Annotated in this window: 12 protein-coding genes; 8 read left to right on the forward strand and 4 right to left on the reverse strand. The window is 67.8% G+C overall.

What is annotated here, in order from left to right:
• Positions 1 to 453: 453 nt before the first annotated feature.
• A complete protein-coding gene (locus ACLQ2T_RS28905) occupies positions 454 to 1,344 on the reverse strand; it encodes an IS5 family transposase (protein WP_425769533.1) in 891 nt (296 codons plus the stop codon).
• Positions 1,345 to 1,587: 243 nt separating this feature from the next.
• Complete coding sequence (locus ACLQ2T_RS28910) at positions 1,588 to 3,024, reverse strand: IS1380 family transposase (RefSeq protein WP_425769524.1); 1,437 nt, start codon at positions 3,022 to 3,024, stop codon at positions 1,588 to 1,590.
• Positions 3,025 to 3,127: 103 nt separating this feature from the next.
• Here ACLQ2T_RS28910 and ACLQ2T_RS28915 point away from each other — a divergent pair, with 103 nt between their 5' ends.
• Positions 3,128 to 3,604, forward strand: a complete 477-nt coding sequence (locus ACLQ2T_RS28915; protein ID WP_425769525.1) for a barstar family protein — start codon at positions 3,128 to 3,130, stop codon at positions 3,602 to 3,604.
• Between the two features lie 417 nt (positions 3,605 to 4,021).
• Here the strand turns inward: ACLQ2T_RS28915 and ACLQ2T_RS28920 are convergent, their stop codons facing one another.
• Positions 4,022 to 4,588 carry a GntR family transcriptional regulator gene (locus ACLQ2T_RS28920; RefSeq protein ID WP_425769526.1) on the reverse strand — a complete coding sequence of 189 codons (567 nt, stop codon included), beginning with the start codon at positions 4,586 to 4,588 and terminating at the stop codon, positions 4,022 to 4,024.
• Between the two features lie 156 nt (positions 4,589 to 4,744).
• Here ACLQ2T_RS28920 and ACLQ2T_RS28925 point away from each other — a divergent pair, with 156 nt between their 5' ends.
• From ACLQ2T_RS28925 to ACLQ2T_RS28945, 5 genes are read left to right on the forward strand one after another with little or no spacing between them, the layout of a single operon-like run.
• On the forward strand, positions 4,745 to 5,068 hold the full coding sequence (locus tag ACLQ2T_RS28925; protein ID WP_425769527.1) for a hypothetical protein: 324 nt from the start codon (positions 4,745 to 4,747) through the stop codon (positions 5,066 to 5,068).
• Positions 5,065 to 6,525 carry an FtsK/SpoIIIE domain-containing protein gene (locus tag ACLQ2T_RS28930; protein WP_425769528.1) on the forward strand — a complete coding sequence of 487 codons (1,461 nt, stop codon included), beginning with the start codon at positions 5,065 to 5,067 and terminating at the stop codon, positions 6,523 to 6,525. Before ACLQ2T_RS28925 ends, ACLQ2T_RS28930 begins: the two co-directional genes overlap by 4 nt.
• Positions 6,522 to 7,823, forward strand: a complete 1,302-nt coding sequence (locus tag ACLQ2T_RS28935; protein WP_425769529.1) for a replication initiator — start codon at positions 6,522 to 6,524, stop codon at positions 7,821 to 7,823. Before ACLQ2T_RS28930 ends, ACLQ2T_RS28935 begins: the two co-directional genes overlap by 4 nt.
• Complete coding sequence (locus tag ACLQ2T_RS28940; protein WP_019031083.1) at positions 7,820 to 8,011, forward strand: helix-turn-helix domain-containing protein; 192 nt, start codon at positions 7,820 to 7,822, stop codon at positions 8,009 to 8,011. Before ACLQ2T_RS28935 ends, ACLQ2T_RS28940 begins: the two co-directional genes overlap by 4 nt.
• Positions 8,001 to 9,272: a tyrosine-type recombinase/integrase gene (locus ACLQ2T_RS28945; protein ID WP_425769530.1), complete on the forward strand. Its 1,272-nt coding sequence runs from the start codon at positions 8,001 to 8,003 to the stop codon at positions 9,270 to 9,272. Before ACLQ2T_RS28940 ends, ACLQ2T_RS28945 begins: the two co-directional genes overlap by 11 nt.
• Positions 9,273 to 9,302: 30 nt before the next feature.
• On the opposite strand, the gene ACLQ2T_RS28950 is transcribed toward ACLQ2T_RS28945, so the two are convergent.
• Positions 9,303 to 9,569: a flavin reductase gene (locus ACLQ2T_RS28950; protein ID WP_425769534.1), complete on the reverse strand. Its 267-nt coding sequence runs from the start codon at positions 9,567 to 9,569 to the stop codon at positions 9,303 to 9,305.
• 175 nt (positions 9,570 to 9,744) lie between these two features.
• Between ACLQ2T_RS28950 and ACLQ2T_RS28955 the strand changes: the two genes are divergently transcribed.
• Complete coding sequence (locus ACLQ2T_RS28955; protein ID WP_425769531.1) at positions 9,745 to 10,938, forward strand: helix-turn-helix domain-containing protein; 1,194 nt, start codon at positions 9,745 to 9,747, stop codon at positions 10,936 to 10,938.
• Positions 10,939 to 11,478: 540 nt separating this feature from the next.
• On the forward strand, positions 11,479 to 11,817 hold the full coding sequence (locus ACLQ2T_RS28960; RefSeq protein WP_425769532.1) for a hypothetical protein: 339 nt from the start codon (positions 11,479 to 11,481) through the stop codon (positions 11,815 to 11,817).
• Positions 11,818 to 11,892 lie beyond the last annotated feature (75 nt).

Here is an 11,892-nt window from a genome sequence, read left to right on the forward strand (position 1 = left end):
CGACATCATCGCCGCAGCCCTGCACCTGACCCACTTCGAATACAAATACCTACCGGAAAGTCGCTGAGATTACTTCACTGGCCGCCACAGCGGCGCGAGAGAAAATACCCCCCGACCAGCCGTTGTCAATGGGCCACTGTTCCGCCTCCGCTTGTGTTGCAGATGCTGACGCCGATGGAGCTATAACGGCAACCGCAATGAACGCTGCTACTAGCGATCGTCGTAACAAGACTTCCCTTTATGTAGGAGTGCATGCCCCTGTTGGCATTTGCAAAGGTCGAAGTGTAGTGGTTTCCTTGTGTGCGGTCAAGACCTCTGAAAGTCGTTAGCCTCCCCCTTTCGTTTAGTCCATGATTCATCGCCGCTAATCGACTTGGTCGAGGGCTGGCGGGTAGGCGCGGTTTCGGGCAGGGTGATTGCCCGACGCTCAGAGCGTGTTTGAGATGGGGTTGATCAGGTCCAGGTGAAGGTGCGGCGGGCTTGACGTCGTGCCGGTTGACCGCGGGTGATGCGGCGGGTCATGCCAGCGATGGCGGCCCAGCGGATGAGCGCTTCGGACACCTTGGGGTGGCGTTCGTAGTCGCGGGCGAGTCGGCGGCAGGCGGTGAGCCAGGCCAGGGTGCGTTCCACGACCCAGCGGCGCGGGTGCACTGCGAAGCCGCGCTGGTCGGCGGGTTTGCGGACGATCTCCAGGGTGGTGCGCAGGATGTCGCGGGTCCAGTCGACCAGCCGGCCGGTGAAGCCCTGGTCGGCGAAGACGTGTCGAATCGGGGTGACCATGTAGGCGCCGAGCAGGGCGCTCTTGGCGCCGTCGCGGTCCTGCCAGCTCGCGGCGAGGACAGTCACGGTGACCAGCAGGCCCAGGGTGTCGGTGATGATGAACCGCTTGCGGCCGTTGATCTTCTTGCCGGCGTCGTAGCCTCGGCTGTCCCGCCCGACGGTGTCAGCGCCTTTCACGCTCTGGGAGTCGATGATCCCCGCCGACGGCTCCGGGGCGCGGCCCTGCTGCACCCGCGCCTTGACCCGGAGCGTGACCAGGAGTTTCTCCGTCACGCCAGCTTCTTCCCACCGGGTGAAGTACCAGTACACCGTCTGCCACGGCGGCAGGTCAGCGGGCAGGTACCGCCACGGACACCCGGACCGCACCACATACAAGATCGCGTTGACGATCTCCCGTCGCGGGTGCTTCTCCCTGCGGCCGTCCGTGTTCGGCTCCGGCAACAACGGCTCGATCAGCGCCCACTGGGCGTCAGTCAGGTCGGAAGGGTAGCCACGGCGAACAGACACCGCGCCACCCTGCCCGTCCCGCCGGTGGAAGTCATGCCGCCACGCCGTCCACAACAGACCTTCTCAAACACGCTCTAAGCCTGGTGGCGAACGAATTGTCACTGGATCTGACGGCTCTGTATACTATACCCCGGATCACTACCAAACCTTTATTAGCCTCGGTCTTTCGTGAAGCGTTGATCAAGGGCTGTGAGAGGCCTTGTTGATCTTCTTGGGTGACTCGCCGTGGTGTGGGCATGGTGGTGACCCGGCGCGCGGCCCGGTTCCTCCAGGTTTGCTCGTCGGGTCGGGGTATCGGGTTCAGGTGATCGGTCGGGGTAGCGCGGCGAGGCGGTTGAACGCTGCGACGAGGTCGTTGGCCCAGGGCCAGTGCTCGGCGATGCGTAGCCGGGTTTGTCGCGCGGAGCGGGTGAGTCGGGCGGCGACGTGGAGTAGCCGGTAGCGCAGCTTCTTGGGTTCGGCTGCGGCGAGTTCGCCGTCGAGGAGCAGCAGCTGGGTCCATGCGAGCAGGTCGATGCCGGTGAGGGCGATCTCCAGCCAGGCGGCGTTGATGGTGAACAGGCGGGACGGGAATCGGCCGAAGCCGGTGTCCTTGCCGCAGCGGATGCGGTCCTCGACGCGGGCGTGACCGCGGTGGCGGGCTTCCAGGTACTGGACGGTGCCGTGGCCGGGTGGGGTGTCGGTGGCCAGGACCTGGTGCCGCATGCCTTCGATGGTGTCGAACAGGCTCAGTTGCGCGCCGGGGTGTGGCCGCTCGCGGCGCACGATGAACCGGGTCCCGGTCGGGAAGCCGTCTTCGGGAACCAGTCCGGTCAGCTCGGTCACGTGGGCGCCGTCGCGGGGTTCGCCGTCGGTGTCGAGGGCGGGCACCCACGTGGCGTGCTGTTTGGCGTGCAGGATCGCCTGCCGGATCGGTTCGGTGATGGCGACCCCGACCGAGAATGTCGTGTCCACGCCCTGCTTTCGTAGGTCGCGGATGTGTGCGAGGAGTCCTTGGGTGCAGCCGGCCGAGTCGGTGCGGATCAGGATTGGGGTGCCGTGCCGGTGGGCGTCCGGGATCTGGGCCAGGGCGGCGTCGAGGACGGTGATGTGGTCGGCGGTGGTGTTCGACCCAGCCCGGCCCTCCCGCAGCAGGCCGGACAGGGCCTCGCGGGTGTTGTCCAGGAAGCAGAACAACGGATGGTAGCCGAAGGTCTTCTTCCAGGTCGGGGTCGCCGATTCCTTGTCGGAGTGGCACAGCACGATCGAGGCGTCCAGATCGAGGACCAGGCCGGGGACCGGCTGGCCGGCCGCGGTTGTCTGCGGGAGCCCGCTGCGGGCCTCGGCCATCTGGGCCCAGGCCAGCTGACGAGCCCGTGCCCGAGCGTCACGCAACCGACCCAGTGCCTCACCGTCCACGCCGGACAGTAGCCGCCACGCCGTCGGGTCCGACGCGACCGGGCCGAACAAGTCTGCCTGGTCACGCAGCACGGCCAGGTCCGAGATCGCCTCGCCACCGTCGGCGAGCATCACCGCCAGGTCCACCGCCACCCGACCCGGGTCGTGCCGGCCATGCCGCCGCCGCAGGCCGGCGAGGGCGTCGCCGAACGCCTCGGTCAGCCCGGTCACCTCTGCGACATCAGCGAGGAGGCGAGCGCCGGCATGGCCGACCACGCCACGCCCGTCGGCACTCACGATGACCTTCGGGCGCGCTCCGGTAGCCTTCACTCGGTAAGTGCCTTCCGTACGGGCGATCATGGGCCTTCGACAAGCCAGATCATCCCAGATCGGGAGGCACTTCCTCATTTCTGATCATGAACCGCAGGCGACCTTACTGAACAGCCGAGGTTAGGTATTGATGATGCCCAACTTCGACGACTTGTGGACCACCAGCCAACCCCGGATGCACGTGCTGTCGGATTCGACCGATCTTGATTCTTTGCGCAGGTCAGTGCCTGCGTCTGGCGGGGTCGTGGTAGAGCTTGACGGCGGGCTAATGCGTACTGCTAAAGCGTTTTTCGCCGAGTTTTTTCGGGAGTTTCGCTTCCCCGAGTACTTCGGTTGGAACTGGGCGGCATTCGCTGAATGCATTACAGAGCTGCCTGGGTGTCCTGCTCATGCGTACTTGCTGGTAATCGAACAAGCGAACCTGTTGCTAGTGGACAGCCCGGCCGATCGGGAAATCTTCTTTCGGCTGATCAAGGACGTGTCTTCTGAGTGGGCTAATTCGTTTGGGCTGGGTCCAGAGTGGAACGGCGGAGAGGTTCCCTTCAACGTTGCTCTGCTCTGCTCCGATGAAGCGCGAATGCAGCTCGAAGAAGACGCCGGGTGCCGCTGATGAGCGGTAGAGATTTCGTTACGAAAAGTAATTGTAGAACTGCGGGGTGTGCCGAGAGGCGTGGTTGTGCGCCTGAGTTGCTGTCACGGCTGCTGTCAGATAGCGAGCATGTATGCAAATATATCGACTAGATCTATTGACTCGACAGGGCGGGGATGGCTCGGTGGCACGGCGCGTAGCGGCCGTGGCGTCGATCCCCGGAACCTGTGTGTGGTTGACCCGTGATGGGATCGTCACGGCCTTGATCGCCGCGACTGGGAGGCGTCGCTTGGGCTGCCTGCTCCTCGCGTGGGCGCGTGCGCGCGGGCCGGAACGGCTGTAGCGCGTGCGCGCGCGGCCCGGCCGACAGGCCGGGCCGTCTTGATTAGGTGAAGCAATTTTTAGCCCAGCGGCTCCGTCGGTGGCGGGGCTGCTGGGCTACGCCTTGGGGTTGCGTCGCTTCGTCGACCGATCGGCGGCGTGGGCGCTGCTGGTGGTGCCGGCGGCTCGTCCGAGGTTGGCCTCGTAGGCGGCGAGGTCGTCGGCGAGGTCGGTGTGTGCTTGTTGGAGGGTGGCGAGTTCTTCGGTGGCTTGCCAGGCGGCGGCGGTGTCCTTGTTCATGAACGCGTCGACGATCTTGCCGCTGATGCGGTCGCGTTCGAGCAGGTAGAGGGCGAGGCGCCGGTTGAGTGCCGGGTTGTCGCTGATGACCGGGGTCTGGGTGGTCGCGGCGATGGGTCGGCCGTCGGCGTCGGTGCCGATGCGTTCGGGTGCCTGGGGGTGGACGAAGGTGCCCTTGCCGACGACGGCGTAGGTGAGGCCGCGGTGTTGCAGCTCTCGTAGGGCGCGTTGGGCGGTCATGGAGGCGACGCCGTAGGTGTCGGCCATGCTCCGGGCGGTGGGGAGCACGTCGCCGGGGGCGAGTTTGCCGGTGCGGATCTGGTCGACGATGTCGTCGACGACCCGTTGGAACAGGGCGCGTCGGTCGTCGGCGTCGTGCGGCATGTGCTGATCGTAGTCGTCTCGTCCTGATTGAGCTACACAGGCTACCCAAGATTCCTGGGTCAAACCCCTTGACCAGATCACGATTGTCACGTGAAACTTAGGAAGCCTAGTAACCATGCCGTCGGGGTGTGGTGGGGCGAACGAAGGAGAACGCTCGTGTTGGTACTGCCGATTGACGGTGGTAGGGGACTGCTGGTGCTCGCCGGGGCGACACCGCAGTTCAAGGACAAGGAGAACGGGGTTGCCGCCACGGACCGCGCCACGGGTGCGCCGTTGGTGGAGGTGCCCCTGGCGTTGACGGTGGAGGGGGGAACCCCGCAGGTGTTGCGGGTGTCGGTGCCGCAGCCGTCGGTGCCGAAGGACCTCGCGGTCGGCCAGTGGGTGAAGGCGTCCGGGCTGACGTTGGTGGCGGGGGAGAAGAACGGCCGGCCGTGGCAGATCTTCCGCGCGTCGGCGTTGACGGCGGTGAAGCCTGGATGACGATCGATCCGAGTCATTTGAGGTTGCTCACCGTGGTTCCCGCCGTGCTGCTGGGCGCGGCGGCCGTCGTGGTGGTCGCATGGCTGACCGCGCATCTGGTGCGGTATCTGCTGGCTGACGCGGAGATCCGGCCGGCGATGCGTGTTGGCTGGCGGATCCGGTGGACGTGGCGGCGTACCGCCGTGCGGGTGGGCCTAGTGCAGACCGAGCGCGTCCGTCCGCCGTTGTGGTCGTCTCGACCACAGACGATGGTGGTGCGGCGGGACCTGGTGCCGGCGGTCCGGGTGCGGGCGCGGCGGTGGGGTGTCGAGGTCGACGCCTCCACGGTCGGCCGGCTCGGCCTGGTCGAGTTCCAGAACGCCGCCGGGCATCTCGCCGACGCGTGGCGGGTGCCGCAGGTACGGGTAGCGCAGGTCCGTCCCGGTCTGGTCCGGCTGCGGGCGCTGCTGGTCGACCCGCTCACCCAACCGACCGCCTGGGACGGGCAGACCACCACCGCCGATCACGTGCGGACATGGTCGGCGGGTGTTGACGCTGATGGGCAGCCGGTCACCATTCGTTCCTTGGGTGTGTCCGGGGTGGTGGTTGCGGGGCTGGCAGGCTTCGGCAAGACCTCGCTGCTGAACGCCCGGTTCTGCCAGCTTGCGCCCAGTCCGGCGGTGCAGTTCGTGTTGATCGACGGCAAGGGCGGCCCGGACTACGACGACCTGTTCCGCCGGGCGTGGCTTGCGGCGAAGGACGATCCGGAGCCGGTCCGTGATCATCTGGCGCGGGTGCATGAGCTGATGACAGGCCGTCAGCGGTGTATCCGGGCGGTGCTCGGGGTGAAGAACGTGTGGCATCTCGGCCCGTCCGCCTCGTGGCCCCTGGTCGTGGTGGTGATCGATGAGGCGCACACGTTCTTCAACGAGTCCAAGGGCACCGATGCCGAGTCGAAGAAGCGCGATGCGCTGGCGCGGCAGACGGCCCGGCTGGTGGAGGAGTTGGTGCGTAAGGGCCGCAACGTCGGTATCCAGGTGATCCTGGCGACGCAGAAGGCCACCGGGGATGCGATCCCGACGAAGATCCGGGACAACTGCCAGGTCGCGGTCAGTTTCGCGCAGCGCACCAGCGAGGCGGCCACGGCGGTGCTCGGCTCGGACATCACCGGCTTCCCCGATGAGCATCCGCGCCGGTTGCAGGACCCCGCCTACATCGGGGTCGCCTCGATGGTCGCCGAAGGCCGGCCCGGGTTCACGCTGGTCCGCACACCGTACGTCAGTGACGAGGCCGCTGACCGGATCGCGGCGGACACCGCTGGCCTGGTGCGTGACCCGCTGCGGCTGCTCGCCGACGCCGCCAGGGCGACTCCACCTAGCGATGAGGCCAGGGAGGGCGGCGGCTCATTCCGCCAAGAACACCCCGCCGCTCTCCCCGCAAGCAGCCCTCCCATGCGTGGAGAGGAGCTGCGCCGATGATGCCATCCACCCCGCACGGCGTCGACCTCGACGCCCTGGTCCGCATCGCCGCCGCCGAGCAGGTCGAGGGACGGGTCGGTGTGTGCCGGCATCCGATCCGGTTGACCGGGCGTGGTCTGCTGGTCGAGGCCGGCACCGGCCGTGTCCTCGCCGACACCGGCGACCGGCAGACGATCACGGTGCGGTGCCGTAACCGGCGTGCCGCCCGGTGTCCGGCATGTGCGACGCTGTATAAGCTCGACGCCTTCCACCTGATCGCCGCCGGGCTCCGCGACGAGCCCACCACCGTGGCCCGGCCGCGGGTGTTCGTGACGGTGACCGCGCCGTCGTTCGGGCCGGTACACCTCGCCCCAGCACGGGGCGGCGTTCTTCGTCCCTGCCATCCCGACGGATCCGGGTGTGGTCGGTGGCACCTGCCGGACGATCCGCTGATCGGCACCCCCCTCGAACCGGGTGGCTATGACTATCCGGGGCAGGTGCTGTTCAACGCACATGCCGGGATGCTGTGGGCGCGGTTCACCACCGAGGCACGCCGCACGCTCGCGGCTGTGGCGGGCCTGTCCCGGCGTGAGGCGGCATGGCAGGTGCGGATGGCCTTCGCCAAGGTCGCCGAGTTCCAGGCGCGGGGCGTGGTCCACTTCCACGCGATCGTCAGGCTCGACGGACCGGACGGCCTGCCGACCCCGCCGCCGACCTGGGCCACAATCCACCTACTGGAAACCGCGATCCGCCGGGCGGTCCCCGTCGTCGCCGTCGCCACGCCAGCGGTCGTCGGCGGGCGTGTGTTGCGGTGGGGGCTGCAGGTCGACATCCAGCCGCTGCCAGCGGGGGATGTGGTGGTGGCCCGGTACGTGGCGAAGTACGCCACGAAGACCGCCGAGGCCGTCGGCGTCGACGTGCCACCGCTGTTCTGCCCTGCTTGTCGAGGCGACGGCCTACGCCCCGGCGACGACGCTCGGCGCTGGTGCCGGGTCTGCTCGGGCACCGGCCGCCGTCCCGGCGTCAGCCTCGACCGGCTACCCGCGCACGGCCGCGTGTTGGTGGAGACCTGCTGGCGGCTCGGCGGACTGCCTGACCTGCGAGGGCTGCGGCTGCGCCGGTGGGCGCACCAGCTCGGCTACCGGGGCCACGTCACCAGCAAGTCACTGGCCTACTCGACCACCTTCGCCGCGCTGCGCGGTGAGCGGCGCCGGTGGCGGCTGACCCGACACGCCGAAGCTATCGGCGTCGACCCGACCACCGACCTGCTCACCGTCGGGGACTGGCGCTACACCGGCCAACTCGGGGAGGACACGTGACCAGCCCCGACCTGTTGACCGTCACCGACGTGATGGCCCGCCTGCAAGTCGGCCGCCACACCGTCTACGACCTCATCCGCTCACGCCGGCTGCACTCCGTCCGCATCGGCCGCTGCCGCCGCATTCCCGCCCGGTCCCTGGCCGGCTACCTCGACTCACTGACCAAGGAGACCGATCATGGCCGGTAGAAAGGCCAACGGCGAAGGCACCATCTACCAGCGCGCCGACGGTCGATGGTGCGGCGCCGGCTACGTCCTCGCCGCCGACGGCACCCGCAAGCGCATCTACGTCTACGGCGCCACCCGCCGCCAGGCGGCGGACAAGCTCGCCGAAAAGCTGGCCGACTCAAACCGGGGCCTGGTCGTGGCCGCCGACCCGAACCTGACCGTCGGGGAGTACCTGACCGCGTGGTTGACCGGCGTCGCCCGGCACCGGCTCCGCGCCACCACGTACGTCACGTACGACTCCCTGGTCCGCCGGTTCCTGATCCCCGGCCTCGGCGCGCGGAAACTCGGCACGCTGACCGTCCGGGACGTGCGGGCCTTCCTCGACCGCCTTCCGAGTGTGTGCCAGTGCTGCGCGCAGGGCTGGGACGCCAAGCGGAACCCCGACCATCCGGTCAAGGCCCGCCGGCCACGCTGCTGCGCCATCGGCAACTGCTGCCGCAAGCACATCCGCCCCGCCACCGTCCGCTACATCCGGGCAGTCCTGTCGGCCGCCCTTGCCGACGGCGTCCGCGAAGACCTCCTCGGCCGCAACGTCGCCAGCTCGGTACGGCTACCCACACCGCGCAGCGACTTCCAACCGTTCACCGCCGGCGAGGCCCGCCGCTACCTGCTCGCCGCCGCCTACCACCGCCACGGGCCCCTGTTCGAACTGGCGCTACGCACCGGACTCCGGCGAGGTGAACTGCTCGGCCTACGCTGGGACGACATCGACCTCGACGCCGGGCACCTGTACGTGCGGCGCACCCTGGCCCGCACCCGAGGCGGCCCCACCTTCCAACCGGTCAAGACCCACCGCTCCGCACGACGCATCGTCCTACCCCGCGACTGCGTCACCGCACTCAAGCGCTACCGCACCCGGCAGGACATCGACCGGCGCGACGCCGGCGACGACTGGACCGAAACCGGGCTCGTGTTCACCACCAGCACCGGCGGGCCGATGGACCCGGCCGCAGTGCACCGCCACCACCAGGCCATCTGCGAACTCGCCGACGTCCGCTACATCCGCTTCCACGACCTGCGACACACCTGCGCCACGCTGCTCCTCGAACAGGGCGTGGACCTGGTGACGATCAAGGACCTACTCGGCCACGCACAGATCCACACCACCGCCGACATCTACTCCCACGTCCGGCTCCGCCTGCAACGCCACGCCGTCGAATCCATGGACCAGGCGCTGCAACCCGACCAACCCGACGACCACGACATCGACTCCGACGACTGAACGCGACGAGCCGAGAACGTCCCGCTGGGATCACCGCCCCGGCGGGGCGCTCTCGTTACCGTGGCGGCCGTCGGATCGCTCGTATGGCCAGGTAAAGAACCGGCGATACAGGGTCCCCGACGTGGTGGCCGGCATGTCCACGCACGCCTCGACGAAGAACCGCGACAGGTAGAGCATCAGCGACACCCGCGCCCCGGCGAACTCGGCCAACAGTTGACGCTTACGCGACGGGCACGGCCACGCCTGTCCACACCCCGCGCAGATCCAGGCCGGGCGAACCGGCACGTGCATCGAGATCGCTGCCCAACCCTCCGGAGACGTACGTGGTCTACGGTGGGAGGGCCGGGCACGCACCTGGGTATGAAGAATGCCGATCTTCGTAACCGGTCCCGGCCCTCCCGGAACAGCACCAGAGAGGTCCGGACTCGATGCACGTCCCCGCTGGGCCTGCCACCAGGATCAGCGGAAAGAGATGACCATGGAACCACCGCAGGGTCTTCCCCCGTCTACACCCGACACCGCCGACCTCGGCGCCCACCTGCGAGCCGCCCGCGAGGCCGCCGGGCACAGCCTTGCCGGCATGGCCGCGCTCACCCACTTCAGCAAGTCCTACCTCGGCCTCGTCGAAACCGGCCGCCGCCCCGCCACCCCCGACGTCGTCGAACGCTACGAACACGCCCTCGGCGTGCCGATCGGTACCCCAGCAGACCCGGTCCGCCTCACCCACGAATGGCTCATCGGAGACTCACCTGTCCCCCAGCAGCTACGCGCCGGCCGTCGTATCGGCACAGGGCTCATCGAGACGCTGGAATCCCGGGTGATCGAACTTCGGCACCTGGACGACACTGTCGGCAGCCGCACCCTGCTCCCCGTCATCCGTGCCGAACTCGACCAGGCAGAACACCTCGCCCGCACCGCCTCCTACACCGACGTACTCGGCAAGCGGCTGCACACCGTGATCGGTGAACTGGCCCAACTCGCCGGCTGGGTCGCCAGTGACGCCGGCCACTACCGAGACGCCCAACGCCTCTACCTGTCGGGCGTCACCGCCGCCGAAGCAGCCGGCGACCGAGCACTGGGCGCGCAACTTCTCTCCAGCCTCGCCTACCAGATCACCAACGTCGGCAAACGCGAAGACGCCCTCCTCATTGCCCGCTCCGCCGTCACCGGCGCACCCCACGCCACCCCGCTCGTCCGGGCGCTGCTGCTGGAACGTCTCGCCTGGGCCGCCGCCCGCCTCCGCGACACCGACACCACCCGCCGCGCCCTCGACGCCGTCAACGACGCCTACGACCAGCGCACCGACGGCATCGCCGAACCCGAATGGGTCTACTGGCTCAACCGGGCCGAGATCGACGTCATGGCCGCCCGCTGCCTCATCGAACTCGGCCAACCAACCACCGCCGAACCCCTACTCACCCGCGCACTCGCCGCCTACAACCACGACCACGCCCGCGAAGTCGCCCTCTACCAAACCTGGCTCGCCGAAGGCCACGCCAGAGCAGGTGACCTCGACGCCGCCCGTGAGGTCCTCGCCCGCATCGACACCACCGTCATCGACGCCGGGTCCGCGCGCCTCCACCGCCGCGTCGCCGCTGTCGATCGGCTCATCGATCGCCGCGCACAGAAGAAGCCCGCCACCAGCGCCAGGCGACCGACCGAGTAGACCGGCCGACTGCACGCCTCGCGCGCTCAGCCCGGCGTGCGCCCACGTTGCTGTCACGACTGCGGTCAAAATTGCCGACAATCGATGAGCTGTCGGGGGGTGGTTGAGCGAAAGCCCAGCTCCCTGCCAAGATCGACGCCATGACATCGCCGCAGCCGCCGTAGCAACGCCACACGTACTATGTGCTGGCCGGCAACACGCCGGTGCTCGTGCACAACACGGGCGGCTGTCCAACGGGGAACGCGCGATTCTCCGTAGATTCCAACGGGGTCACAACAGATCTCCGGGATTGGCGTGGTGCTCTCAACGATCTTCCGAAGGGGCGTCAAGGGCACGTCAGGACGGTCGGAAGTGAAACTGAGCTCCGCGGCTACTTCGACCAATGGACCCAAGGCGCCCAGCGGATGCCGGCGCGTGGACCAAAGATCCCGGACGTTTATCAGGCCGCGGATGGGACCGTGATCCAATGGCGTGGCGCGTCGCGTTCCGGAGGAGCCACAATCGACGTCTTCCCACCCAACGCAGGAGCCCAGAAGGTTCATGTCCAGTAACGTTGACCAGGCCATTCGCGACCTCTTGGATGAGGGATTGACGGATTGGGTGCCCGTAGACCGGATTATCGATATCGCACGAGATGTTGCCACTGCGAGCGGTTCAGCGGGCGTCGCTGTTGCATCCGACTTGATAACTGCCGTTATCCAACGTGGCCTGATGGTTCCTGGTGATATTGGCTCAGAAGAATTCGAGCGTTGGGAGGGTGGGCTGGACGAACTCGTCGCGAGAGTAATCCAGCAATGCCAGGAATTTGACTGGCTTCCACAGGGGGCCGGCTGTTGGTTCGCTAATACGGCACTTGGCGATCGCATGGCTAAGCTGTAATGAGGTGATCTCAGCAGCGTATAAGGGTTGATTGGTGCGACACGGGCGAAGGTGTCGAGTCGGGCGGCAGTGGAA

The organism is Micromonospora sp. DT229, assembly GCF_049844505.1.
GTDB lineage: Bacteria > Actinomycetota > Actinomycetes > Mycobacteriales > Micromonosporaceae > Micromonospora.

What these genes read in the sequence shown, in the direction of transcription:
- ACLQ2T_RS28910 (WP_425769524.1), bottom strand. Translation starts at nt 3,024, where the DNA reads ATGATCGCCCGTACGGAAGGCACTTACCGAGTGAAGGCTACCGGAGCG.
- ACLQ2T_RS28915 (WP_425769525.1), top strand. Translation starts at nt 3,128, where the DNA reads ATGCCCAACTTCGACGACTTGTGGACCACCAGCCAACCCCGGATGCAC.
- ACLQ2T_RS28920 (WP_425769526.1), bottom strand. Translation starts at nt 4,588, where the DNA reads ATGCCGCACGACGCCGACGACCGACGCGCCCTGTTCCAACGGGTCGTC.
- ACLQ2T_RS28930 (WP_425769528.1), top strand. Translation starts at nt 5,065, where the DNA reads ATGACGATCGATCCGAGTCATTTGAGGTTGCTCACCGTGGTTCCCGCC.
- ACLQ2T_RS28935 (WP_425769529.1), top strand. Translation starts at nt 6,522, where the DNA reads ATGATGCCATCCACCCCGCACGGCGTCGACCTCGACGCCCTGGTCCGC.
- ACLQ2T_RS28945 (WP_425769530.1), top strand. Translation starts at nt 8,001, where the DNA reads ATGGCCGGTAGAAAGGCCAACGGCGAAGGCACCATCTACCAGCGCGCC.
- ACLQ2T_RS28955 (WP_425769531.1), top strand. Translation starts at nt 9,745, where the DNA reads ATGACCATGGAACCACCGCAGGGTCTTCCCCCGTCTACACCCGACACC.
- ACLQ2T_RS28960 (WP_425769532.1), top strand. Translation starts at nt 11,479, where the DNA reads ATGTCCAGTAACGTTGACCAGGCCATTCGCGACCTCTTGGATGAGGGA.